This is a genomic window from Actinomadura sp. HBU206391, assembly GCF_014323665.1.
Taxonomy (GTDB): domain Bacteria; phylum Actinomycetota; class Actinomycetes; order Streptosporangiales; family Streptosporangiaceae; genus Actinomadura_C.
The window spans coordinates 1-24,347 of sequence record NZ_JABVEB010000087.1 but is presented as its reverse complement, the minus strand read 5'-3'; the positions used below and the strand labels follow the sequence as shown (position 1 = coordinate 24,347).

At 67.6% G+C, this 24,347-nt stretch carries 28 protein-coding genes and 1 pseudogene; 11 read left to right on the top strand and 18 right to left on the bottom strand.

What is annotated here, in order from left to right; translation table 11 throughout:
* The first annotated feature begins 87 nt into the window (after positions 1-87).
* The 5 genes from HKK72_RS22860 (at position 88) to HKK72_RS22840 (ending at position 3,030) form a co-directional block, all read left to right on the top strand.
* Complete coding sequence (locus HKK72_RS22860; RefSeq protein ID WP_187236452.1) at positions 88-237, top strand: hypothetical protein; 150 nt, start codon at positions 88-90, stop codon at positions 235-237.
* Positions 238-259: 22 nt separating this feature from the next.
* The gene (locus HKK72_RS22855) at positions 260-1,207 is read left to right on the top strand and encodes an alpha/beta hydrolase family esterase (protein ID WP_222721024.1); all 948 of its coding nucleotides are present in this window, start codon (positions 260-262) and stop codon (positions 1,205-1,207) included.
* Between the two features lie 50 nt (positions 1,208-1,257).
* Positions 1,258-1,485 carry a hypothetical protein gene (locus tag HKK72_RS22850; protein ID WP_187236451.1) on the top strand — a complete coding sequence of 76 codons (228 nt, stop codon included), beginning with the start codon at positions 1,258-1,260 and terminating at the stop codon, positions 1,483-1,485.
* A gap of 316 nt (positions 1,486-1,801) precedes the next feature.
* On the top strand, positions 1,802-2,431 hold the full coding sequence (locus tag HKK72_RS22845; RefSeq protein ID WP_187236450.1) for a ClpP family protease: 630 nt from the start codon (positions 1,802-1,804) through the stop codon (positions 2,429-2,431).
* Positions 2,428-3,030, top strand: a complete 603-nt coding sequence (locus HKK72_RS22840; RefSeq protein ID WP_187236449.1) for a ClpP family protease — start codon at positions 2,428-2,430, stop codon at positions 3,028-3,030. Before HKK72_RS22845 ends, HKK72_RS22840 begins: the two co-directional genes overlap by 4 nt.
* A gap of 11 nt (positions 3,031-3,041) precedes the next feature.
* Here the strand turns inward: HKK72_RS22840 and HKK72_RS22835 are convergent, their stop codons facing one another.
* The gene (locus HKK72_RS22835; protein ID WP_222721023.1) at positions 3,042-3,407 is read right to left on the bottom strand and encodes a helix-turn-helix domain-containing protein; all 366 of its coding nucleotides are present in this window, start codon (positions 3,405-3,407) and stop codon (positions 3,042-3,044) included.
* 285 nt (positions 3,408-3,692) lie between these two features.
* Entirely contained in the window at positions 3,693-5,183 is a 1,491-nt protein-coding gene (locus HKK72_RS22830) for an MFS transporter (RefSeq protein ID WP_187236448.1), read from the bottom strand.
* A 197-nt stretch (positions 5,184-5,380) separates the two neighbouring features.
* On the opposite strand from HKK72_RS22830, the gene HKK72_RS22825 reads away from it, so the two are divergent.
* Positions 5,381-6,310 carry an RNA polymerase sigma-70 factor gene (locus HKK72_RS22825; RefSeq protein WP_187236447.1) on the top strand — a complete coding sequence of 310 codons (930 nt, stop codon included), beginning with the start codon at positions 5,381-5,383 and terminating at the stop codon, positions 6,308-6,310.
* A 116-nt stretch (positions 6,311-6,426) separates the two neighbouring features.
* Here HKK72_RS22825 and HKK72_RS22820 read toward each other — a convergent pair.
* The 12 genes and pseudogenes from HKK72_RS22820 to HKK72_RS22765 form a co-directional block, all read right to left on the bottom strand.
* A pseudogene (locus HKK72_RS22820) lies at positions 6,427-6,594 on the bottom strand (transposase); the annotation flags it as partial.
* The gene (locus tag HKK72_RS42830; protein WP_187236459.1) at positions 6,554-6,736 is read right to left on the bottom strand and encodes a hypothetical protein; all 183 of its coding nucleotides are present in this window, start codon (positions 6,734-6,736) and stop codon (positions 6,554-6,556) included. The gene HKK72_RS42830 and the pseudogene HKK72_RS22820, both read right to left, overlap by 41 nt.
* Before the next feature lie 498 nt (positions 6,737-7,234).
* Positions 7,235-7,621 carry an SCO5389 family protein gene (locus HKK72_RS22810; RefSeq protein WP_187236456.1) on the bottom strand — a complete coding sequence of 129 codons (387 nt, stop codon included), beginning with the start codon at positions 7,619-7,621 and terminating at the stop codon, positions 7,235-7,237.
* Between the two features lie 269 nt (positions 7,622-7,890).
* Complete coding sequence (locus HKK72_RS22805) at positions 7,891-8,097, bottom strand: hypothetical protein (protein ID WP_187236446.1); 207 nt, start codon at positions 8,095-8,097, stop codon at positions 7,891-7,893.
* A 203-nt stretch (positions 8,098-8,300) separates the two neighbouring features.
* Positions 8,301-8,573, bottom strand: a complete 273-nt coding sequence (locus HKK72_RS22800) for a hypothetical protein (protein WP_187236445.1) — start codon at positions 8,571-8,573, stop codon at positions 8,301-8,303.
* 334 nt (positions 8,574-8,907) lie between these two features.
* Positions 8,908-9,900 (bottom strand): hypothetical protein, encoded by a 993-nt coding sequence (locus tag HKK72_RS22795; protein WP_222721022.1) that lies wholly within the window; start codon positions 9,898-9,900, stop codon positions 8,908-8,910.
* Entirely contained in the window at positions 9,897-10,388 is a 492-nt protein-coding gene (locus tag HKK72_RS22790; RefSeq protein WP_187236444.1) for a hypothetical protein, read from the bottom strand. Before HKK72_RS22790 ends, HKK72_RS22795 begins: the two co-directional genes overlap by 4 nt.
* Before the next feature lie 3 nt (positions 10,389-10,391).
* Positions 10,392-11,615, bottom strand: coding sequence for a macrolide family glycosyltransferase (locus HKK72_RS22785; RefSeq protein WP_187236443.1), 1,224 nt, complete (start codon positions 11,613-11,615; stop codon positions 10,392-10,394).
* The gene (locus tag HKK72_RS22780; RefSeq protein ID WP_187236442.1) at positions 11,612-11,896 is read right to left on the bottom strand and encodes a hypothetical protein; all 285 of its coding nucleotides are present in this window, start codon (positions 11,894-11,896) and stop codon (positions 11,612-11,614) included. Before HKK72_RS22780 ends, HKK72_RS22785 begins: the two co-directional genes overlap by 4 nt.
* The gene (locus tag HKK72_RS22775) at positions 11,886-12,617 is read right to left on the bottom strand and encodes a nitroreductase (RefSeq protein WP_222721021.1); all 732 of its coding nucleotides are present in this window, start codon (positions 12,615-12,617) and stop codon (positions 11,886-11,888) included. The genes HKK72_RS22780 and HKK72_RS22775 overlap by 11 nt, the downstream gene beginning before the upstream one ends.
* Positions 12,618-13,162: 545 nt before the next feature.
* Entirely contained in the window at positions 13,163-13,567 is a 405-nt protein-coding gene (locus tag HKK72_RS22770) for a MarR family winged helix-turn-helix transcriptional regulator (RefSeq protein WP_222721020.1), read from the bottom strand.
* Between the two features lie 190 nt (positions 13,568-13,757).
* Positions 13,758-14,720 carry a YihY/virulence factor BrkB family protein gene (locus tag HKK72_RS22765; protein ID WP_187236440.1) on the bottom strand — a complete coding sequence of 321 codons (963 nt, stop codon included), beginning with the start codon at positions 14,718-14,720 and terminating at the stop codon, positions 13,758-13,760.
* Positions 14,721-15,405: 685 nt separating this feature from the next.
* Between HKK72_RS22765 and HKK72_RS22760 the strand changes: the two genes are divergently transcribed.
* Together HKK72_RS22760 and HKK72_RS22755 are read left to right on the top strand one after the other, a co-directional pair.
* Entirely contained in the window at positions 15,406-16,161 is a 756-nt protein-coding gene (locus tag HKK72_RS22760; RefSeq protein WP_187236439.1) for a glycosyltransferase, read from the top strand.
* Between the two features lie 161 nt (positions 16,162-16,322).
* The gene (locus HKK72_RS22755) at positions 16,323-16,604 is read left to right on the top strand and encodes an AMP-binding enzyme (RefSeq protein ID WP_187236438.1); all 282 of its coding nucleotides are present in this window, start codon (positions 16,323-16,325) and stop codon (positions 16,602-16,604) included.
* A 30-nt stretch (positions 16,605-16,634) separates the two neighbouring features.
* Here HKK72_RS22755 and HKK72_RS22750 read toward each other — a convergent pair whose 3' ends face one another.
* From HKK72_RS22750 to HKK72_RS22735, 4 genes are all read right to left on the bottom strand, one after another.
* The gene (locus HKK72_RS22750; protein ID WP_222721019.1) at positions 16,635-17,177 is read right to left on the bottom strand and encodes a signal peptidase II; all 543 of its coding nucleotides are present in this window, start codon (positions 17,175-17,177) and stop codon (positions 16,635-16,637) included.
* Positions 17,178-17,199: 22 nt separating this feature from the next.
* Positions 17,200-17,337: a hypothetical protein gene (locus HKK72_RS22745; protein WP_222721018.1), complete on the bottom strand. Its 138-nt coding sequence runs from the start codon at positions 17,335-17,337 to the stop codon at positions 17,200-17,202.
* Positions 17,338-17,514: 177 nt separating this feature from the next.
* The gene (locus HKK72_RS22740) at positions 17,515-18,336 is read right to left on the bottom strand and encodes a cytochrome c oxidase assembly protein (RefSeq protein ID WP_187236437.1); all 822 of its coding nucleotides are present in this window, start codon (positions 18,334-18,336) and stop codon (positions 17,515-17,517) included.
* Positions 18,333-18,881 (bottom strand): DUF2243 domain-containing protein, encoded by a 549-nt coding sequence (locus tag HKK72_RS22735; protein WP_187236436.1) that lies wholly within the window; start codon positions 18,879-18,881, stop codon positions 18,333-18,335. Before HKK72_RS22735 ends, HKK72_RS22740 begins: the two co-directional genes overlap by 4 nt.
* 228 nt (positions 18,882-19,109) lie before the next feature.
* Between HKK72_RS22735 and HKK72_RS41245 the strand changes: the two genes are divergently transcribed.
* The 3 genes from HKK72_RS41245 to HKK72_RS22725 form a co-directional block, all read left to right on the top strand.
* Positions 19,110-19,241 (top strand): hypothetical protein, encoded by a 132-nt coding sequence (locus HKK72_RS41245; RefSeq protein WP_261987087.1) that lies wholly within the window; start codon positions 19,110-19,112, stop codon positions 19,239-19,241.
* A gap of 391 nt (positions 19,242-19,632) precedes the next feature.
* Positions 19,633-22,281, top strand: coding sequence for a M14 family zinc carboxypeptidase (locus HKK72_RS22730; protein WP_187236435.1), 2,649 nt, complete (start codon positions 19,633-19,635; stop codon positions 22,279-22,281).
* A gap of 236 nt (positions 22,282-22,517) precedes the next feature.
* The coding region (locus tag HKK72_RS22725) for a M6 family metalloprotease domain-containing protein (protein WP_261987086.1) at positions 22,518-24,347 on the top strand (1,830 nt) is incomplete at its 3' end.

Sequence of the window (24,347 nt, the reverse complement as noted above, 5' to 3'; positions counted from 1 at the left end):
GAGGGAGAAACAGGTGAGACCCGGACTGCCCGCGTCCAAAAGGAAAGCCCGCCACCTGGCTCTGGTCGATGATCTTGCTTTTCGACCATGGCCTTCCCGTCCTCGGCCAGGGCGGACAACCCGATCGTGCAAACCATCTACACCGCCGACCCGGCGACGCTCACCAACGCCTCCTTGAACGTCGAGACGGCCGCGGGAACCGACGGCCTCTACCTCGACGACACCTCCTTCCAGTGAGCAGACAGATTGGAGCGACACGATGCTAGGACGCGTATCCCTGCTCACCGCCGTCGCGGTCGCAACGCTTCTCGTCCTGTACACGGTCCCCGCCGCGCTGAGTCAGAACGTGAACGCGAGCGTATCCAGCAGCGCCCTCGCAGCGACCGCCGGATGCGGCCGGACACCAAGCCTGCAGAACGGCACCAACACGATCCAGAGCAGCGGCAGGAATCGCAGCTACATCCTCAGAATCCCCAACAACTACGACAACCGGCGACCGTACCGGCTGGTCCTCGGCTTCCACTGGTGGGGCGGCACCGCCACCGACGTCGCCACTGGCCAGACCGTGCAACGGGACGTCTGGGCCTACTACGGTTTGTTAAGACTGGCCGGCGAGAGCACCATCTTCGTCGCACCTCAAGGGCTCAACAACGGCTGGGCCAACAGCGGCGGCGAGGACGTGACCTTCGTCGACGACATACTCCGGCGGATCGAGTCGGACCTGTGTGCCGACACGACGCAGCGCTTCGCGCTGGGCTTCAGTTACGGCGGCGCCATGAGCTTCGCGCTCGCCTGCGCGAGGGCCGACGTCTTCCGTGCAGTCGCGGTCTACTCAGGCGGACGTCTGAGCGGATGCAGCGGCGGCACCCGACCGATCGCCTACTTCGCCGCGCACGGTCTCAGGGACAGTGTGCTGAACATCTCTGGCGGACGGTCGATGCGCGACACGTTCGTCCGGAACAATGGCTGCACCGCTCAGAACCCGCCCGAACCCGGTCAAGGCAGTCTGACGCACCGCAGCACCACGTACTCAGGCTGCGCGGCCGACCGGCCCGTAGTCTGGGCCGCTTTCGACGAAGGGCACATCGCCGCCCCCCAGGACGGAGCGCCCGGCGACAACGGTTCCCGGACCTGGCTGCCCGGAGAGACATGGAGGTTCTTCACTCAATTCCAGTCCACTGCATCACCCGCCCCTCCCCGAGTGTGAGCCCGTCGCCGTCAGGCTCGACGACCGCGGCGTGCGCTGCGACCATCCGCGTGACCAACTCCTGGCAGGGCGGCTACCAGGGTGAGGTGACCGTCAGCAACGCCCGGTCGTCCTACCTCAAAGTCCTCTACCTCGTCATTCGCAACCCGCACAAGAATCGGGCTAACGTGACCGGCAAGACCCCCGGGGTGGAAGGCAGCGCTGAACGCCCTGTCGCTCTACTACCCGGACTGGCCCTGGCACTGCACGGACTGTGGCGTGACCGGCACCGCGCCTGAACCGGTCACGTTGGCCCGCAGTTAGCGAGCTGTCGCCCCCACGCGTCCCGCGATGGAGACCCTGGACTCTTGACCTGGTTGCTTGGCACATACGTGGCAGTCGTATGAAACGGCGCTTGCTGCGCGGCAACCCCTTGCCGTGGCCTGCGCTGCGGCTGCCCAAGCCCGGCGCTGGGACCCAGCAGATCCTATACCTCACCTGCGCGGACGTATTTTCGGCAAGCGCACGATCATCGTCGTGGTTCTGCTGCTCTGGGCGGATCTGCCGTGGGCAGATCGGGCTGTGGCCGGTGCGCGCGTGGCGCAGAGTTAAGGCATGAGCGAGGAACAGAAAGTCCCGTTGTTCAACGAACGAATGCGGCGTGAGCTCTACCAGGAACGTGTTCTCGTGCTCGACGGCGCACTCGACGACGACAATGGCACGTTGCTGGCAGCGCAGCTGATCACCCTGGCGAAAGAGGATTCGTCGTCCGATATCGCGCTGTGGATCCATTCCCCCGGCGGATCGGTGCCGTCGATGCTCGCGATCCGCGATGTCATTCGGCTCGTCCCGTGCGACGTGTCCACGGTGGTGCTCGGCATCGCCTACAGCGCCGGCCAGTTCCTGTTGTCGTCCGGAACCCGCGGCAAGCGCCGCGCCATGCCGCACGCCCGCGTGCTGATGCACCAGGGCTCCGCCGGCATCGCCGGCGCCGCCGTCGACATCGAACTGCAGGCGGGCGACCTGCGCCACACCCGCGACACGGTGCTCGGGCTCATCGCCGAAGACACCGGCCAACCCCTCGAGCGGGTCTTCGAGGATTCGCTGCACGATCGCTGGTACACAGCGCAGGAAGCGCTCGAATACGGGTTCATCGACGTGATCGTCAGCAGTTTCGACGAAGTCGTGCCCACCAGTCATAGACCCATCGGGCTCGGCTCCCCGTCCGAAGGAGCCGTCCGATGAGCACCTACACAATTCCGAACGTCATCGCGCAACATCCTCGCGGTGAACGGATCATGGATGTCTACTCGCACCTGCTGACGGAGCGGATCATCTATCTCGGCACCGCCATCGACGCGGGTGTCGCGAATGCTCTCGTCGCGCAGTTGCTGTACCTGGAATCCGACAGTCCCGACCGCGATATCCAGCTGTACATCAATTGCGAGGGTGGAGACCCGAGCGCGATGCTTGCTGTGTACGACACGCTGCGCTACATCCGTCCGCAAGTGGCGACGACGTGCGTGGGGCAAGCGGTCGCGGTAGGCGCCGTGCTCCTTGCCGCGGGCACTCCCGGCAAACGCGCCGCGCTGCCCCACACCCGCGTCGTCCTGCACCAGCCGATGGGGCAGGGGCGAGGAGCGATCCCGGACCTCATTCTCCAGGCGGACGAGGTCGTCCGCGTGCGCGCGGACATCGAGAGCATTCTCTCCCGGCACACCGGGCAGGACGTCGCGACGCTGCGCGCCGACACGGATCGCGATCGCGTGTTCACTGCGACGACGGCGCTGGACTACGGTCTTATCGACCATGTGATCGAGGGACGGCAACCGATCCCCGTGTAGGGAGAACCCGCCTATGCGGCCAGCGCGTAGGCGGCCTGGCAGGTCGGGCCCGCCGGAGCGGTTCCGATCGGCGCAGCCCCCAGGCTCGTGGCGACCTCGAGCGTCAACGCACCGAGCGTAACGTCCAGGGCACCGGCGACTGCGGCGATCATCTCGCTCGAAGGCTCCTTGACACCGCGTTCCATCTCGGAGAGGTACTGCGGCGAGACCCCGGCACGGCGGGCAGTCTCGATCAGTATCTCGCCGCGCTCGAGGCGCAGGCTCCTCAGGCACTGGCCGAGCGCGTCACGCCACAGCGGCTCCGTCGGCCGGCGTGGCGCGGTCGGCTCGTGCGGCGTCTCGCCGGCGGGCATGGGCGGTCGGGTGGTGTCGGGCATGCGCACATCGTAAGTCGGTGGCGCGGTCAGGTCCTATGCGTTCTGCCCACCGCAGAACGGCGACCCTTGGGTTTCTCTGGGCATGGACGCCTTGATGGGATGGTAAGCATTCAGCTTGGGCGCTTTGAGACATGGCGAGATCGCGTTTCGTGATGTCAACGCGGGAGGGATCGTGTTCAGGCCGCGGCTGGGTCTGGTGGCATCCAGGGACGGCCGAGCAGGGCGTCACGGACAGCCGGGACCTCGCAGGTCAACGCCCCGACACTATTTTCGTGCGGCACAGGATCAAGTGTGTGCGAGCAGCGGCTCGACACTCTCGGCGTCCTCGGCGACGGCCTGGTGCTTGGGGCGCGGGGTGTTCATCAGGACGGCGACGATCAGCCCGCCGACCAAGATGATCCCCGCGGCCCAGGCGCTGGCCACCCCGAAGCCTTCCACCACTGCCTGCTTGGCGATGGCCGGGCTCGTGCCGTGCGAGGCTAGATAGTCCACGGTCGCGCTGGTGGCGATGGTGTTGAGCAGCGCGGTGCCGATTGAGCCGCCGATCTGCTGCGCGGTGTTGACGCTGGCCGAGGCTACGCCCAAGTCGCCCGGGTCGACGCCGTGGGTGGCGTAGTTGAGGGCCACCGGCATGATCATGCCCGCCCCGAAGCCGAACAGGAGCCCCGCGACCAACACGCCGCTGGCGTAGGCGGTGCCGGGCTCCAGGGTGAGCATCCACAGCATGCCGAAGGCGCTGATGAGCATGCCGGGTACGATCAGCGTCCGCGGCGGGAGCTTGGGCAGCAGCCGGGTGGTGAGCCCGCCGGCCGAGATAAGGATCACTGTGGTCATCGGGAGGAAGGCCACGCCCGTCTTGATCGGCGAGTATCCCTTGACGACCTGCAGGTAGTAGGTCATGAAGAGGAACGCCCCGAACATTCCGATGACGGCCAGGCCCACAGCCAGGTAGGCGGCGCCGCGGGTGCGATTGGCGATCACGCGCAGCGGCAGCAGCGGCTGCGAGACCCGGCTCTCGACGAAGGCGAATGCGGCGAGCAGCACCGCGCCGGCGGCCAGCAGGCCGATGACCTTCGCCGAGCCCCAGCCGTCGGACTCGGCCTGGCTGGTGGCGTACACCATCGCGACCAGCCCGCCGGTCACCAGCAGCACGCCGGGGATGTCGAACCGGGCCTTTCCCGCGCGCCCCGACTCGGCCAGCATCGCGTACCCGCCGATCGCCGCGATCAGGGCGATCGGAATGTTGACGTACAGGCACCAGCGCCAGTCCAGGTAGTCGGTCAGCGCCCCGCCGGCCAGCAGTCCGATCGCGCCGCCTGCGGCGGAGATGGCGCCCCAGACCCCAAAGGCCTTGGCGCGGTCCTTCGGCTGGGTGAACATCACTGTCAGCAGCGACAGCGCGGACGGCCCGAGCAGCGCGCCGAAGCCGCCCTGCAGGGCACGGGCGATCAGCAGCATCTCGAAGTTGGGCGCCGCGCCGCCGAGCGCCGACGCGCCGGCGAAGCCGAGCAGCGCGATCAGGAAGGTCCGCTTGCGGCCGGTGTAGTCGGCGATCCGGCCACCGAGCAACAGCAGGCTGCCGAACGCCAACGTGTACGCGGTAATGATCCACTGCCGGTCGCCGTCGGAGACCCCCAGGTCCCGCTGGAGCGACGGCAGCGCGATGTTCACGACAGTGGCGTCCAAAACGATCATGAGCTGGGCCAGCCCGATGAAGAACAGCGCGGCCCAGCGGCGCGAAGTGACCGCCGGGGCCTGCGCCTTCGTGGTTGCCATGACTTTGTCCTCACTCGTGGAGTCGCGTGCCGCGCGGATCGTTCGCGCGGCTCTGACGAACACGAGACGCTGACGACCCGATCCCTGTGACGGCGCGGTCATGTGACGTGCGCCACCGCTCGTGGGTGTCACAAAATGGCGGGGACCGGCGTCTTGTCCGTGGAGCAAAGTTGAGAGCGAACAGGCGGGAGCCGACTATGAGCGAGCGAACAACGGGCACAGCTGAGCAGCTCGCTCGCGGCGACCGCGTGGATTCCGCCACTGAGGCGTTCGTGGCTCACCGCAATCTGCTGTTCACCGTCGCCTACGAGATGCTCGGCTCGGCCGCCGACGCCGAGGACGTTCTGCAGGAGACCTGGTTGCGGTGGGTGGGCGTCGATCTCGACACAGTGCGGGAGCAGCGCGCCTACCTGGTCCGGATCACCACTCGCCAGGCGCTGAGCCGGCTGCGTACGCTCGGCCGGCGCAAGGAGTCCTATGTCGGCCCCTGGCTGCCCGAGCCGCTGCTGACCGCGCCCGATGTGGCGGAGGATGTCGAGTTGGCCGACAGCGTCTCGATGGCGATGCTGCTGGTGCTGGAGACGCTCGCGCCGACCGAGCGGGCGGTGTTCGTGCTGCGCGAGGTATTCGACCTGGACTACGACGAGATCTCCGACGCCGTCGACAAGAGCCCCGGCGCGGTCCGCCAGATCGCCCACCGGGCACGGGCACACGTCGCCGCGCGCCGACCACGCGACGTCGTCTCCCCGGCCGAGACCCGAGCCGCGCTCAAGGCCTTCCAACGGGCGATCGAAACCGGCGACATGCAGGGCCTGTTCGACATCCTCGCGCCGGACGTCGTCCTCCTGTCTGACGGTGGCGGACTCAAGCAGACCCTGGCGCAGCCCATCGCGGGGGCCGGCAAGGTGGCTCGCTTGTTGGCCGCCGGCGTGAACGGGCCCGGCGCCGAGAGGTCGGTCGAGCCGGTCCAGATCAATGGCTGCCCAGCTCTGATCGTCCGGCTCGACGGCGAGATCGACACTGTCGTGGCGATGCGGGTCGAGGACGGCCTCATCACCGGGTTCTACTTCGTACGCAATCCCGAGAAACTGTCGCGTGTGGAGCAGGAGACCGCGCTGAGCCGCTGAGGCCGGAACGACCTAGGCGAACAGACCTCTGCCCGAGCCAGATCCGGCCGCATCCATCACCGCAGGTCGCGGACAGGCAGCGGCCAAGCGCTCCGAGCGCGACTCCGAGACGGCATCAGCACGGCGCCGACCAGGCGGATGATCGCGGTGCGGTTCGGGACGATCCCGACGACGTCGGTGCGCCGGCGGATCTCCTTGTTCAACCGCTCCTGGGGGTTGTTGCACCAGATCTGCCGCCAGACCTCACGCGGGAAACCGGTGAAGGCCAGTAGATCCGATCTGGACGCCGGACAGCCCACGGGCGACCAGGTCCCGCACGAACGCCGGCCATCCGGCGCCGTCCTCGGCCGACATCAACGCCTCGGCCATCGTCTTCACCATCGACCTGAGCAGATCCGGTTCACACGCCCCGATCTGCTCGGTCAACCACCCCGCAGGGTCACACTGTCCACAGCGGCCATCGCGTTCGCTCCTTCGATCTTGGACTTCGCAGTTTCTCGAAGGATCTACGCGGTGGCAGTCTCATTTCACGACGCCACGCCTCTCATCAGCGAAAACTCCTACACCACCTCCGTGGACGCAACCCTGGAGCGGTACAGGGGCGAGGTGCTGAGGAGACAGCCGAGTTCGACTGCCACGTCATCTCCGACCAGGTACGCGCCCAAGTGCTGACAGCCGCCGGGCTCGAACGCCACCCCTCCGCACCCGAAGGCATCCAAGCCTGGCGGCGCCCCGCAAGCGCCTGACGTCAACTGGCGGCGGGCGCCTCGAGCGCCCGCCGCCTCGCCGGCGTGCGGCGACGCTCGTAGCTCAATTGGCAACCCGGGCGCCGTCAGCACATCGGCATCCGGACGCCGGCGCACCCACGCAGAGGCAGCCGTTGCCGGTTATCGCTACCTCAGACCCGTCCTCCGGCTGTGGCCTTCAGCAGTCGACCAGATCGGGGCTCTGGTTGAGTACCTGCGCACGCGAGCTGACGAACTCGCGGTATCCACGCTCCGCGGCGGGATGAAACACCGCGACACGATGACAGTTCTGGAAGGCCAGCCGCACACCGAAGTGCCGCTCCAGCGCCGCCCGCATGGCGTCACTGGCCATCATCCGCAGCAGTTGCCCGCGTGACGCCTCGTCGGGCGGCGGACTCTGGTTATCGGCGAACTCGCCCGCGCCTGCGTTCAGGCGATCAACGAGACCGGTCACCACACTCCAGGCATAGGGCAGCGAATCACGGATGCAGCCGACGAACTCGGCGTCATCGACCTCGCCTCGCTGGGCGCGTACAACCAGCGCCGGGGAAACGGTCAGTGACATGAAATGCTCCGTCCTACTTCGATGACGACCGGGCGTCGCCGCACCGATGTGAGGCAGCGAAGCCGCATCGCCGGCCGCCTCCCGCAGGGACACGACTACTCGCTCGCTCACACCCCACATCGGTAGAAACGGTTATCATTTTCTAACATCGAGGGAGTGATGACAACACCTGACCGACCGAAGATCGAGGAACATAGACGTGCCTTGCGCCGCTCGATTCACCGCCGCGCACCCGCCCCGACCGCGCAGCAGATGGATCGTGTCGGGCATCAGATCGCGGGGACGACGGCGCCAAGGATGAAGTCGAGGTCGATCTGCGCTTCCAGGTCGCTCCCCGTGGCGGCATTGGCCCAGGCTCGGGCGTTCTTGCGTGGAACTCGGCGGCCTGGCGAGTGAACTTCGCCCAGTCCTTGCTTGGCCTGCGCGTCGACGGCCGTACGCATCGTGACAAGCACCTCGCGGTCGCCTTCTGACATGTCTTCGAGCGCGAACGGGCGGCCCTGCTCCAGCGCGCGTACGGCGGGACTGTCGCCAACGCTACGCCAGCAACGCCTCACCGACGTGCTCGCGCAGGAACTCCATATCTTGTGGGGTGTGGACCTTGTTTCCAAGCGGACGCATCATCACCTGATGCCCGCCCGCCCTGGGCCCGCCGCGATCCGCTGCCACGCGGCTGGCCTCAGTCGGGCCACTCGGCGACATAGTTCAAGCGGTCGTGCTTTTCGCCGATGCGGTAGATCACCGTGCGGTTGTCGCCGTAGATCTTCAGCAGGTCGCCGTCCAGCTCGGCGCGAGGGCGGCCGTCGAAGGTGAGGAACTCCCCGGGCTGGGCGTTCCTGATCTCCTCCAGGACGCCGGCGCTGACGAGGATGCGAGGGTCGGCGCGGTCGATGGTGAACCGCTCGGGCGGGCCCACGTCCCTGGTGAAAACGCACTCGCCGAAGTCGTCCACAGCCGCCACACCTCCCGGAGCACATTCCACTGGAGGTGTAGAGCCGAATCGTGGCGCCGCTCCGGATCGGCGTTCAACCTTCGAGGACGGCGAGCTCGGCATGGACGGCGCCAGCGTCGACCGCCTCCGACGACGTGGCTGAGTACGCGCTGGTCATCGTCTCTTAACCCACTTAGGCGGGGTAAGTTTGTTTACGCAATCTGCGACAGAGCCCCGATCTTCACCTGGAGGGCGTCGACCAGCTCAGCCACCAGCTGGACATCCAATCCAGCCGTCGGCATCTGCCCGGTCGTCTCTTCAGCGTCGGTCACAGTGATCCTTCCCGGCCGCAGCGTCAGCTCCAGCCTGTGGGATCACCAGCCCGCCCACGATCTTTCAGATAGTCCCGCGTGGACCTGTCCGGCCTTCCGCCGCGGTGGGCACGGATGAGTGCGATCACGGTGTCGGCGGTGCAGTCGAGGTAGCTGCGGCCATCGGGCAGCTGCGCCTCTGGGCTGATGTAGCTGCGCCGCCCCATGTGGGTGGCCGGGTCAAGCCGGTGCACGGTGATCTTTCCGGCGAGGCCGGCCCGGTTCCATCCGCTGCGCCGGAAAGGCCGCCAACGCTGAGGGAAGATCCAGGTGCTGACCCGCTCAATCCAGTCGCCAGCACTGGTGAGCTGGTGGAGGTGATGGGCGTGGGTGAGATCATTGGCGCCGTTGTGGAACCCACCGATAGTGATCAGCAGGAGCGGGGCACGCAGCTGGGTGTGCAGCTGGGTGTGCAGTTCTTCAACCGCGCCGGTGGCGACCTGGGCGCCGCCACTGTAACTGAGCAGCACTACGGGTATGCCGCTGTCGGTCCGGTAACCGGCAAGGCGCAGCTGGTTGGCAATCTGGGCGCCCACCGCGCGGTTGTACAGGGGACGGTATCGGCGGTCGGCGGCGACGAAGATCTGCATAACGTTGTGCAGGAACAGCAAGAGCCCGATGCGGTGGCGGAGCCACTCCCACACAGGCCTGTTGACGAGCGGGTCGGCCAGCGGAGAGTAGGGCTGCACCTGCCCCAGCACCCGCAGCTCCGGCGCTCCGGCGATCAGGGCCCTGACCAGTTGGCCCCCGTCGCGGGTGTCGCGGAAGCGACATTTCCCAATGCCGTCCAGATAGACCAGGTAGGCGTCCGGAGGACGGTCGGGGTCCGCGCCTCGGGCGTAGGGCATGCCCTGTGGAAGCTCGGTGGTGAGAGTCCGCCAGCCGGCGGTGTAGGCCATCACCTCGTAGCGGGCGAGCAGAGCCTGGGCGAGCAGGACCGGACCAAGCACCAGGACAAGGAGTGGGAACTCGGTCATGTGAGCAGTTCCTTCCCCCTGGTGGCGCTGATCTTCACGACCAGGCGCCGAACAGTCTCGATGGCGGCGCCAAGCCCGACTCCAGCGATGGCCACGCAGCCTGCGGCAGCCCACCAGCCCAGTCCCGTCGTCGTGGCGAGCGGGGCGACGAGGCTGGCCCCGACCCCCACGAGGAGCAGCAGGTGCAGCAGGGGCCCGAGCAGTGGGAACGCGAGGACGGCGGCGAGGACCAACGGGGCAGCCAGGCCGGGTGTCCAGGTCGACGCGGCGACGCTTGACAGCGGAGCGGACAGCATCAGCTCGGCAAGTGTCCGTGCGGTCAATGGCCACAGCGCGAACACAGTGCCCTCGACCACGGCACCGGTCAGGAGTAGCAGGATCGCATGGGACCGCGACACGCTGGGCCGGCGAGCTATCAGGGGCAGGATCCGTCCGGCGGACTCCGATAGCCCGGCGAACAGCAGCAGGACGACAACGACAGATGACATCGGTCAGCGCTCCTGTGGCGAATCCGCCTGGGCCGGCCGGCCGACCCGGCCGACCCGGTGCTGGTAGCGCTCGAGTTCGTCGGCGGCGCGCAGATAGCCGCCGGCCTCGCGCTGGGCGACCTGCAAGGTGGCCGCCGCGGCCCGGAAGCGGGGTTCGTTGAGCAGGCGTCGGGCGAGGGCGTTCACAGGTCCCGCGGCGGCGTCCTGGGTGCGGATCGACAGACCGGCGCCGAGCTCGACAACCCGTCGGGCCACCAGCGGCTGATCTGCGCCCTGTGGGACCACCAGCATCGGAACCCCGGCGTGCATGGCCTCGTTGACGCTGTTCATCCCACCGTGAGTGACGAACAGCGCAGCGCGGGCCAGCACCTGTGGTTGCGGCACGAAGCGGCGAGCGAGCACGTTGGCCGGCACCGGATCCAGCGCGGCCGGATCGGTCCGACCGGTGGAGATGATTACGGTGCCGCCCAGCGGTGCGAGCGCGGTGGCGAAGTTGCGCAGCAGCTGCGGGTCGGCATTGAACACCGTGCCCAGCGAGGCGTACAGCACCGGTGCTTGCAGGCGATCGGCCGGGAACGACGGGTCGGGTGGACGGGCGCCAAGGCTTGGGCCGACGAACTGGTATGACCGGTCGAAGGCGTCGACGCCGGGCTGGAACGCGCGCGAGGTGAAGACCAGGTTGAGCGGCTGGCGTACGTTCGCCAGGTCGAACAGGGGCAACCCACGGGTGTTGTAGCGGCGGCACAACTCCCACCGCGACCGCAGGTAGCCCTGGACATTGCGGGGCCGGGTCGCCGCCGCGGCCAGCAGATCGCACGAGGCGCGGGTGGGGCTGGGCGTATACCGGTTGAACGCGAACGTGGTGAACGTCGCTGCCGCCGGCACTTCGAGTTCTCGGGCGGCGACTGCGCCCCAGGAGCAGGCGGCGCCGTGGACGATCAAATCAGGCCGGATGCGACGCAGATCGGAACGCACAGGCGGCAGCAGACCGACGGCGGTGCGCGCAAGCCCGTCCAGCATCGTGAGCGGCAGCGGCGGATCGGGGAGCGGTTGGTCACCCCCGGGGTAGAGGCACACGGTCGCACCGATGGCCTCGATCTCCTTCGAGAACGCGGGCGAGGTGTGATAGACGACGGAGTGGCCACGGCGGACAAGCTCGGCTACGACCGGCAGCGTTGGGTTGACGTGCCCGTGCATGGCGATGTTGAGGAACGCGATGGTGCTCACCGGCCTGCCTCCCATACGGCGGTCCGTGCCTTGCCCAGGCCGGCCGAGGTCGCCGGAGGACCGTCGACCCGATACAGGCCGGGCCCGCTGATACGCAGCCAGTCGAGAAAGCGGCGCGCCGCGAGGGAAGCAGTATTGATCAGCCGCCGGGATTGGCCGAAGTCCCACGGGGCGGGCCAGGTCTCGATGCCGGTCGGCAGCACGACGGTCGGAATCTGTTCGGATACCTCGTGCAGGTCGCGCTCGATCTCCAGGTGGGAGACGCCCCGGTCACGCCGCATGTGATTGCAGGATCGAACCCTCGACGAACGTGACCGTCTCCTCGAGCGGCGCCCGGCCCGTACGGACGTAACCCCCTGTGACGTCCTCGAACCCGATCGACATGCCACAGAAGAGGATGAGCCCGTCCGAGGGTGACAAGACCTCCGCGACGGTCTTGCGATACATCGACCACGCCATCTGCGGGCAACTGTGCAACCCTTCGGCGCGGAGCAGCAGCATGACGGTCTGCAGATACATGCCGACGTCGGCCCATTGGGGCGGGCCCATGTCGCGGTCGATGTAGCAGAACAGGGCGGCGGGCGCGCCGAAACAGTCCCAGTTCCCGGCAGCGGTCCTCTGGCGCGCCTCCCAGTCCTCGCGCGAAATACCGAGTGCGCCGTACCGCTGCGCGCCGAAGGCGGATCGGCGCTCGCGGTACGGGGGCTTCAGTGCGGACGGGTACATCTCGTACTCCCGCTCGTCCCAGGGGTCAGCTGCGGCCAAGCGCTCGCCGGCGCGCTTTTTGAGCTCGGCCAGCGGCCCACCGGTCAGCACGTAGGCATGCCAGGGCTGGAGGTTCGATCCGGACGGCGCCCAAGCAGCGGCGGAGAGCACGCGCTCCAGCACCTCCATCGGGACAGGCTGGTCGGTGAATCCGCGCACCGCCCGTCGGCTCGTGACCGCCTCGTAGACGTCCACGATCGCCACCTCCCCCTTGCTCAACGTCTCTAACTCCGTCACGTTCATGACGGTATCATTCGTGATGATATCAGTCAATACTATTCGTTGGCTATGAGCGCATCGTGAGGAAGGTGACTCGTACAGGAACCGACCGCGAACGTCGTCGTTCTACTGCCCCGTCACAGGAACAATCTTCACGCCGACTGACGAGGTACGCGCCAGGGCCGGGGCCGAGATCCGCCTGCGGCGCGGCCCGGCCCAAGGCGTTCATGCACACCTTGTCCGGCCTCCGGCACCAGAACCTGCCGCCGACAAGGGTCTACTACAGCGACTTCACGTCGACCGCCTCACGCCACGGCGGACAGGCTCGCCCCCTGCCGACGCTGTACAACTCCGTCGACCCTTTCGCGGCATCCTCATCCTGCCCGGCCACAGGGGCCACGTGGTCGACGGCCCCGGCAAACCGCACGGCACCGGCCACCTCACCGACGAGGACGGCTCGATCCCCGTCGGCGATGGTCGCAGCGCTCAAGGCCGGGTTCGCCGCGAAAGCCGCATGAGACGAAGCGCGCCCAACGCGGCAGGCAACCGGCGCGCGGCCGGGCTTACGCCTCACTGCCCGAGGGATAGGCGAACCGGGTCAACAGATCCCTCAGCTGCTCCGGCTCGCCGGGCTCCAGTTCGGCAACCAGACGCTCAGCCAGCGGCTCAGCCGCCACATGGGCTGCATCGAAAAGCTCGACGCCCTGAGGCGTGATCTCCACTGCCCGCACACGCCGGTCCCCCGGAACGGTCTTGCGTACGGCCAGCCCCATACGCTCCAGATCGTCCACGACCCGCATGATTCCCGCCTTGTCCGACCCCGTCGCCGCCGCCAGGTCCCGCTGCACCGTGGCCCCACGGTCGACTAGCACGATCAGCACGGCAAAATGCCGCAACTCGATCCCGAGCGGCCGAAGTGCCTCCGTCATCACCGAGGCCGCGCGCCAGTGCGCCTGGCGCAGCAGCAAGCCGAGAGCGAAAGGCGTGGCATCCCCAGGGCGATCGGTCGCACGCGAAGCGGTGGTTCTGCGAGGAACGTCAGCGGTCATAAGAGCATATTACCGCCATCTTTTCATTCGATACGGTATCATTTGAAATCAAATGCGGCTCGGCGGGAAATCGTCGAGCGCCTTGAAGGGTCGGAGCGCAGGTCAGGCGTTACTCCGGACCCTGGCGGGGAGGCTGGTCGAAGGCGACGTCGACGTTCTCGAAGCCTTTGTGTCGTTCGGTTTCGGCGTAGGAGGTGTAGGCGCGTCGGTCGCCCGGGGTGAGGTCGACGTTGTCGGTGAAGGGAGTGAGCAGGCTGCGTGGCCACAGCCGTTGGACGCGTACGACGTTGACTTCAGCGCAGATCACGAAGATGAGGGCGCCGAGGTAGATCCACGCGAGCAGGCCGAGCACGATCCCGAACAGGCCGTAGGTGGCGGTGGCGCCTTTGAGCATGTAGCCGAGCAGGAACGTACCGGCCCACTGCAGTATCTGCCAGCTGACAGCGGCGGCGATGGCGCCTGCTCCGACTTGGGCGGTGGTGAGGGAGCGCGCGGTCAGGACCCGGAAGGCCGTGGCGAAGAGCACGATGTTGAGGGCGATGCCGATGATCACCGCGCCAACCCGTACGCCGCTGCCGTAGGCGTCCGTGGTGGCGGTCAAGGCCGACAATGCGGTCGTCGCCAGGACGATCGCACCGCCGGCCGCCAGCAACAACAGGCTGCGAAGCCGGGCGGTGATCGGATTGGGCCGGGAGTTGCGTGGCACCCCCCACACCTTGTTCAGAGCGTTCTGGGCGGCCTGGACGACCCCGAGGCCGCCGTAGAGGCTGCCTAGGACACCGGTGACAAGGCCGAGAATGCTGCCGTGGAAAGAGTGAATGTTCGTGCCGATCTGGTCACCGATGACCGGGAACTGGGCGAGCGCCGAATCCAGCACCTGTTGCTGCAGACCGGGACTGTCCTGCAACGCGAAGCCCAGAACAGTGACCAGCAGCAGCAACAGCGGGAACAGGGACACGAACCCGTAGTAGGTGATCAACACGGTGAGATAGCTGCCCTGATCATCGACGAACTTGTACACCACGGCCAACGGCAGGCCCGCCCAGCGATGCCGCCGCTGGAAAGCGTCCATGCGCCCGATCGCAGACGGAGGGGGTTCACTCACACATTGAAGTAAACCCCCTATCTCACTGGTCCGGTCATGACCAGGGCGGCACAAATCGGCGACCGGCTGATGGTGATGAGTCCTCGTGATGAGCCCTGCTGTGATTGCCGCTATCCACAGATCGGCGACCGGTATTGGCTAAGGGTTGGTCAACCCCTGCGGGGAAGGGCTGTACCAATGATCCAGGGCCGCCTGGCGACGCCCCCCAGGCGGCCCTCGGACAATGGCGGCGTCCGCGTCCGGCCTCCTCATCGCCCCACCATCCGAACGAGCATCGCCCGGGTCCGCAGAGACCTCCGCCGCTCGCGCCCCGGCCCGCGCCGCGCTACTCGACGACGTCGTACGACTCCACGACGCGGCTGTCGAGCCGCGAAACGATCTGGCCGATCCGCAAAGATCAGATCAGGGAGCCAGGCATGTCCGCCAGGGCCAGACGCTTAGGTCGACGAACCGGCACGGGTTCTGCCACGACACAGAAGGATGGAAGGCCGGAAGGCCGGACCCGTCGGGGCCCGCGTCGCGTGACGCCGATCGCCGTTCATGGCCCCGGCCTCGCCGACTCGCCCGGACCGGGGTCAAGGTTCTGCTCCGGCTGATCCGGTGGCTCGCTGTCACCCTGCTCAGGGTTCGGTCGTCACCGCGGTCCGCGAATATGAATCTCGGCTCCTACCGGGAACCGCTGCGCCGCGAGATCGTTCGTCGGTACGGCCGTCTGACCGCGCTCACGGTTCTGACGTCGGCCGCCCTCACGGACTACCGGGAAGCCCTCGTGGGCGAGCCCGTACGCGTCGTGCGGATCCCCAACGCGATGCCGAACGTGGACGGCGGGCCGTCGCGGGGCGACTCCAAGATAATGATCGCAGCCGGGCGGCTCACGTCGCAGAAGGGCTTCGACCTGCTCATCCCGGCGTTCGCCGAGGTCGCGGACAAGCACCCTGACTGGGTACTGCGGATCTTCGGCTCGGGGCATCTCGAAGGCGAGCTGAGACAGATGATCGCCGACCACGAGCTGACCGGAAGAGTGATCCTCAAGGCCAGGACGCGACGGCTCGGCCACGAGCTCGCCGCCGCCTCCGTCTACATCCTGTCGTCCCGCTTCGAAGGCATGCCCGTGGTGGTCATCGAGGCGATGAGCAAAGGACTCACGGTGGTCAGCTTCGACTGCCCGCATGGCCCAGCCGAACTCATCACCCATCTCAGTGACGGCCTGCTCGTCCCGCCCGAGAATGTCGCGAAGCTGTCAGCCGCACTGCTGCAAGTGATCGAAGACGGGGAACTGCGCCGCCGGCTGGGCCACCGGGCGAAGGAGTCCGCACGGGCCTATGACCTCGAGGTGGTCGGCGCCGAGTGGGAGAGCCTGCTGACGGAACTCCGTCGGTGGTACCGGGTGGCACGCTCCGTGCCGTGACGCCGACGGCAACTCGGAAGATGCCTTGAGCGCGGCCGCCCTCCGACACTGGAGGGTGGCCGGCACGCGAGGGACGAAGACGACACTTCCGGGTATCGTTCCGCCAGACGAGCGGCTGACGACCCATGAGGAATCGTCGCGTCCGGCGGAGTGAGAGACAAATGGCACAGGTCGACGCCGTGACTCCGACCGCGGTGGAGTCGTCGATGGCCGCGCACCCGGATGTCCTGCAGTGCGTCGTCATCACCAGAGTCGAGCGGTCGGGCGAGCGGACGCTGACCGTGCACTATGTGCTCCGTCCCGCGGCCACACTCTGCGCGACCGAGCTCTATGACTATCTCGCCCGGCGGCTCCCGAGCGGCGCGATCCCCATACGGCTACGCCGCCATGTGGCGTTCCCGCCGAGCAGGAACGGCACGCTCGACCTGGATTCCATGAGCTAGCCCACCATATGACCCGCTGAAAGACCCGGGCTAGGAGGGCGGCGTCCGATCGTCTGCGCGGCCGCCGGGCGGAACACCGCGCAGAGACAGCAGCACGATCACCGCGGCGCCGCCGGTGAGCGCGATGTCGGCGAGGTTGCCGACGAACAGGCCGTTGTAGTCGATGAAGTCGACGACATGTCCCTGGGCGAAGCCCGGGGCGCGGAACAGCCGATCGCCCAAATGCGAGGTGGCGCCGCCGAGCATCATCCCCAGCGCCAGCGCCCAACCGCCCGAGCCGAGCCGCCGGCCGGCGTACAGGATGCCGAACACCGCGACGGCCGCGGTCACGGCGAAGACCCACGTGACCGTCTCGCCGAAGGAGAACGCCGCCCCCGCGTTGTACACCAGCCGCAACTCGATCAAAGGCGAGAGCACCGCGAGGTGCCGGCCGTCCGAGAGTGCGGTGACGGCCCAGAGCTTGGACGCCTGATCCACGATGAGGATCACGACGGCCAGGACGAGCAACTGCCCGTACAACCTCGGTCGCCGCCTTGCCTCGGCCACGGCTGACCCGTCAACGCCGATCGACACGCCGACCTCCCTACGACCCGGGCTACCCGCTTCCCAGAGCGTAGCCCTCCAAGAGGTCGGCCAATTCCTTCGGGCGGCTGAGCGCGACGCAGTGGCTGCCGGGGATCTCGTCGGGAGTGATGCCCAGGCGCTCGGCCGCGAGCCGGCGGAAGACCATCATATCCGTGGCCGCCGGTCGAGGACGGTTCGAGAATCGCGCGCAGACGGAATGCGCGATCTGGAAGATGGTCTGCTCACGTTGAACAGATGACAATGCGGAAGATGTCGTCCACCGGACGCCTTGAAACCATTGCAGAGCAATTCTGACTGATCGCGAGAAGGCGAAGACCGCTCCTCGCTAGGAGATGCGGACCGCTGCGACCGGCGCGGGCGCCGGGCGGCGGCTCCCCGGTCGCACCGGCCGCCACGTGGTCACCAGCGCCAGGGCCAGCAGCAGTTCGGCGATGTCCCCGCCGTAGTACATGATCTCGGCGGCCCCGCGTAGCCGTTGCGCGGGCACCGGCACGTCCACGAAGAGTCCCGCGTACATGAGCTGCGCCAGCGTGGCGTGCACGGCGATGGCCACGCCGAGTACGAGCAGCCGGGTCGGCACGGACCGACGCCGCGGCGCCGGGTCAGGCCCGGCGATCACCCAGGCGAACAGATATCCCGACAGCAGGAAATGCACGTGGACGAGCTGATGTGCCACGGCGTTGGTGGAGGTGATCCGATACAGCGGCGTGAAGTACAGCACCGCCAGCCCGCCCACGTTCAGCGTGAGCGCGACCCAGGAGTCGGCGAAGACGTGGCAGGCACGGCCGCGCAGCACCTTGCCGAGGCGTCGCCCTTGCCCCGGCCGCAGCGATCGCAGCAGCAACGTCATGGGAGCGCCGAGCGCCAGAGCGAGCGGGGCGAACATCCCGATGAGCAGATGCTGCAGCATGTGCCCGCGAAAGTCGGTGTGGGCGAACGAGGCCACGGGCCCGGCCAGCGCGACGGCGAGCAGAGCGACCCCGGTGACGTGACTCGCCGTCCGCCACGTGCTCCATCCCCTGGCCTCGCGGCGCCTGCGTGCCGCCGGCACCAGGTACCCGCAGAGCAGCAGCGCCACGGCGGCCAACGGCAGCAGTTGCGCGAGCCCGCCGCCATGGTGGTACGCCTCGTGCGCGTGAGCGCTCATGCCGCCGGCGAAGGGGTCGAGCGTCCGTCGTCCCGGCAGAGGTCGATCGGGGAACCGCTACGTTGCAGCGACCATCCGGCGATCACGAGCAGCACGCCCAGCGACAGGAATCCAAGGTCCCACCAGGTCTGGTACGGGCCGGTGCGCACATGATGGATGCCGAGAACGTGGTGGTCGATGATGCCTTCGACCACGTTGAACAGCCCCCACCCGACAAGGATCCAGCCCCACAGCGTTCGGGAGGCCCACACCCTCCCACGGGAGTGCGTGACACGTGCGTACAGCAGGCTCAGACCGACCAGTACCAGGACCCAGGTGACCACGTGGAACAGGCCGTCCCAGACGGTGTTCATCCGCAACCCGGGCACCGTGTCGGCCGGGTAGTACCTCACCCCGATGTTGTCGTGGTCGGTACTGGACAGCATGTGATGCCATTGGAGTACCTGGTGCAGGAGGATGCCGTCGGCGAACCCGCCGAACCCCGCTCCCAGGGTCACTCCGGGCAGCGCGATCTCCCGCCCCGTCTCGGCCGGTCTGATCGCCATCGCCGCGCTCCTTCGTTCCGGCTCCCGCGCGGTTTCGTTCCGGCTCCCGCGCGATGCGGTGCTCCCCCGTGCCGGTTCCGCGTCGGAGCGGCGGCAAGGAATGCCGGGGCCATGAAAAAGGCCCGGAGTGCGTCGATGGTAGGCCCGGGGTCGCGGCTCAGCGCGGGTGAACCGCGGCCGCCCGCGACTCCTGACCTGATCCTTACCGAGTCTCCATGGACCGAGGTCATGATCGTGTTCGACCTCGACATATCGGGCGCGGCATCGCGGCCTTACCGCGGCCTCCGCTCCGCGATTTCAGATTCATCCATCAGCATTTCAGATGACATCCGGAGCGTGGCCGATGGCAACCATTATTGAAGCATGATCTAACCGGAATTCCGGCCAGGTATTCCTGCCTGAAAACCGCACGGCGCCACCGGCAGACTCCATCCGGACGAATCCTCGAGTACTAACCCGTGACTCGGGTGTGGAGTCCTGCGCGGGGTCGTCGAGGGTCGCCCCGCGGATCGTGGGCGACCACGGTGTGATCGTCTGCCGGCGCGTCGGCCGGCGGCGCGAAGTCCGTGGCGGCCACCGGCGCACCCGGAAGAGCTCATCGCCGCCTGATGGGTTCCGGCGGCCGAAAAGTAGTGATCAAGCATTGACTAATTACGAAACACGATTCACTCTGGCTCCACTGATCGATCAGTGTCCTGCCCTGCTGGCTCCCCCTGATCTCTCTGATCACTTGCATCGACAGGAGACTGGTTTGCTGTCTCGACGGACCGCCCGTGCGCTGGCGGCCGTGTTGAGCACTGTCGTACTCGTCGGCGTGCCCCTGCACGCCGACGCGTTCGGCACGGCCCCCACGGCCCCGCGCGTCACACACAGTAAGAGCGTTCCAACGCCCAAGGACTACTTCGGTTTCGCCATGGGCACGACCGGCAAGCTCGCCGGATTCGACAAGATCAAGAGCTATCTCAGCCTGATCGCCGACAAGTCCGACCGCGTCACCTACCAGGTCGCCGACAAGACCACGATGGGGAACGACTACCCCGTCCTGTTCGTGAGCTCGCCCAAGAACCTGCGCAACCTGAACCAGATCGTGCGGGACAACCAGCGGCTCGCCGATCCCCGCGGGATCGACGAGAAAGAGGCGCGCTGGCTCGCGAGCCGCAGCAAGCCCATCTACATGATGGAAGCCACTCTGCACGCCACCGAGGTCGGCAACACCCAGGCGATCGTGGACATCGTGCACCGCTTCGCCACCGAGAGCTCCGACTACACCGAGAAGGTGCTCGACAACGCGGTGCTGATGGTCATCCCGTCGAGCAACCCCGACGGGCAGAAGCTGGTGGTCGACCACTTCAACAAGACGGCCGGTACGGCGTACAACCGGGTCTATCCGGACCTTTACCACAAGTACGCCGGGCACGACAACAACCGCGACTGGTTCATGTTCACCCAGCGCGAGACCCGTACCCGGGTCCGGCTGGAGCAGACGTACCGGCCGGTCGTCGCGCACCTCATGCACCAGGCGGGCACCAGTAACCCGCGGATCTGGACCCCGCCGTACGACGAGCCACTCGGCGACGGCATCGACCCGATCACCATGCAGGCCGCCAACACCCAGGGCCAGCAAGCCGCCCACGCGCTCACCGCCGAGGGCAAGAAGGGCGTCGGGTCCGACGACGCCTACGGCATCTTCTACAACGCCGACGTCATGGGGTACCTGTCCTTCCTCGGCACGTCGCCGTTCCTCACCGAGATCGCCGCCGCGAAGGACCTCGCCCTCCCGTTCACCAGCGCCGACGGCAAGCCACTCGGGTCGCAGAACAAGACGATGCGCATGCTCCAGCCGTACGACCAGCCGACCTGGACGCTCGAGCAGATCGTGGCGTACGCCGAGACCGCCGCCTACGCGGGAATCGAGAACGTCGCCAACAAGCCCGACTTCTGGCTGTACAACAACCTGTACCAGGTCAATCTCAACGGCGTGAACTCGGCGAAGACCATGCCGAACATGCCGTACTCCTACGTCATCCCGGCCGGTCAGCGCGACCCCTACGCGGTGCTCGAGTTGATGCGAATCTTCGAGTTCGGGAAGGTCGAGATCGACCAGGCCAAGGCGGCCTTCACCGCGGGCGGCAAGAGCTACCCGGCAGGGTCCTACGTACTCAAGACCCAGCAGCCGCTCGGCCGGTGGGTCGACCAGCTGCTCAAGGACGACGAGTACCCCAACGCGGCGCGCAAGTGCGCCGAATGCCCGCTGATCATGCCCTACAGCGAGACGACCGACAACCTCGGTCTGCTGCTCGGCGTGGACGTCGATCCGGTGAAGAGCTCGTTCACGGCGCAGCTGCAGCGGGTGCAGCGCATCAACCCGCAGCCGGTCACGATGCCCGCGTCGCCGCGCGGCGCCTACCTGGTCGCTCCTGAGTCGTACGGGCTCGGGCTCGTGCTCTCCCGGCTGCAGAAGGCGAACGTGCCCGTCCTGCGCACGGCCGAGGAGTTCGAGTCCGCGGGCCGGACGTTCGCCCCGGGCACCGTGGTGGTCCCGCCGTCGGCGCAGGCACGCCAGGTTCTCCAGGAGGTCTCGACCTCGACCGGGCAGCCCGTGTACGGCACCGACAACCTGCCCAAGGTGGACGGATTCCAGCTCAAGCCCGGCACCCGTGTCGGACTGGTCCGCGGCGCGAACAACATGCCCGGTGGCTGGATGACGTGGATGTTCGACCAGTACGGAATCAACTACAAGGTCGTCGGTGCCGACGACTACACGGACCTCGACGGCAAGTACGACACGATCGTCCTGTCCGACGGCGTCTCCAAGAACACCATCGTCAACGGCCTCGACCCGGCCAAGAACCCGGCGGAGTTCGCCTGGGCCCGTGGAGTGGGAGAGAAGGGCTGGTCCGAGCTGGCCGGCTTCGTCTCCGGCGGGGGCAACCTGGTCGCGATCGGCAACTCGTCCGAGACCGCTCGCCAGCTGCTCGACCTGCCGATCGAGAACGCCGCCCCCTCCGACCGGGACAAGTTCAACGCCCCGGGCGCGCTGCTGCGGGCGTCGTACAAGCCGGAGGTCCCCGCCGCCTGGGGCATGCGGAGCAACTGGCCGGTGTGGTTCAACAACGACGCCGCCTACCGGGTGAAGGGCGAGGCCGACATCGCCTCCACCTACCCTGACGGCGACCTACTCGCCAGCGGGTACGCCCACGGCAGCGAGGCGCTGGGCGGCCTGGCCAATGTCGCGACCTTCGATGTCGGCAAGGGCCACGCCACCATCGCGGCGAGCGAGATCACGTTCCGCAGCTGGCCGAGGGCGACCTGGCCGATCGTCATCAACTCGATGTACCAGGGCCCGTCCCAGCCGGTGCCGGCGGAGAGGATGGCCTCGCTGCTGAGCGATCGTTCCTGACCCACGACCACCGGGGAGCGCGGTCACCAGGCACCATCCTGGTGGCCGCGCTTTCGGTAGATATCTCCCTAGCGGTGGGACGAGCGGCGAGAGATCATCTACCCCGAGAACCGCTTGCCGAGCCCTCTCACCCAGCCCTGGCAAGTGCCGACAGCGCGGCGGCACGACCGGGCGCATCACTCCTGCCGCCACAGGACGTGGTGGCGTGCCCCCCTGACCCACGGAAGAGGACCACCATGGGCAATCCCGTCAAGCTCGCCGGCGCGCGCCTGAGGCGCGCCGGGAGCATGTTCAGCCTGCGGAGGGCATGGTGGGCGATGCCCGCGGCCGCCGTGCTGGTGCTGTCGGTCACGACGACGGGCGCCGAGGCCGCGGCGCCCGTGAAGCCACCGGCTCCGACCCCGAACCCCTGGCAGATGCGGCACTGGCCGCGTACCCAGCCCTGGCAGCAAGGCGAGGCGCTGCGCACCTTCGCGGCGACCGCGCCCAAGCCGATCGACCCGCAGAACTACGAGCTGCCGGACACGATGACCTGGGACGACTACAAGGCCGTGCCGAAGACGACGTGGAACGACCCGGCCCGCAGAGGGTCGGTCAAGGACTTCAAGGGCGCCCTGGTCCTCGTCGACTACGCCAACGAGCCCTTCATCGTGACGCAGCCCGAGAACTCCACGATCTACGGCAACCCCTCGACCATCGGCGACATCCCCCGCGATGAGGTGCCGAAGTTCTACCAGGACTTCCTCAACACCCCGAACGAGCTCAACCGCGGGCACACTCTGCACGAGTACTGGATGGAGGACTCCGGCGGCCGCTACGGCGTCGACCTGACCTCGTTCGGCGCCTATCGCATGCCGGCCAAGAGCCACGAGTACGGCATCGAAACGCAGATGCAGGGCGGCCAGGGCTGCCCGGCGGGCGACACCTGTTCCCGTAACTTCCGCGCCGACGCGCAGGCCGCGTGGCTCGCCGACGTCGGGGAGGACGTCGCGGCGCAGTTCGACTTCGTGTTCTTCCTCAGCGCCGGGCAGGACGAGTCGTCCACCTGGCAGGAGTTCGGGCAGATGAAGTTCGACGAGGCGCAGGACGTCACCGACGAGTGGGGCCCGCCGGACCCCGCGCTCACCAACTGGAACCGCACCCGCTACGTGGACTGGACCTCGTGGCAGTCCTCGGCCACCATCTGGCCGAACGCCGGCTCCGGGAGCTCGATCCAGGCCGAGAGCAGCGGGATGAGCGTCTACGCCCACGAGTTCAGCCACATCCTCGGGATCGGCGACAACTACAACAACCCCTATTCGGTGCCGGCCCGGCGCGACTACTCCGGGCCATGGGAGATGCTGAGCCGCGGCACGTTCAACGGCCCCGGCGGCCCGCACAGCCGGTGGATCGTCCCGGGCACCGCAGGCAGTTCGATGGGCGCCCAGCACATGCTCCGCAACAAGATGAAGCTGGGCATCGTCGACCCGGCGAACGTCCTCAGCCTGTCCCGTGACGGGCTGAGCGGCTCCGGTGTCGTGGTCGCCAAGGTGAAGGCCCGCGTCGTGCAACCGGGCAAGGGCGAGCTGGCCGGGGTCAACCTGACCCTGGGCGAGGACCGTAGCCCGCAATGCGATACCTCGGCCGACCCGATGTGCGACGGCGGCGGCTACGACAACTACACCGTCGAGGTCGTCGACCGGATGGGGTTCGACTCCTTCACCCCGGACAGCGGCGTGCTGCTGGCCAAGACGAAGAACCGCGACTCGGCTCCGTTCATCTGGACGATCGACGCCCACCCCCAGGACATCGACAAGGTCGACTTCGTCAAGCCGAACGGCACTCCGCAGAAGATGACGATCGGCGACTACCGGCAGCTCTCCGACGCGCTGTTCCACGCCGGAGCCGACTCGGGCAGCGAGTACGAGTACAAGGACGAGGCCAACCGGCTGCACTTCTACGTGCTCGACCTCAAGCGCGACAAGTACGGCATCCTCTCCTACACGGTCGCGATCCGGTCGCTGGACGGCGCGGGAACGCAGCGCCGCGGCGTACGACTGCTGCCGGACGCCGGCGTGGCCGCGCCC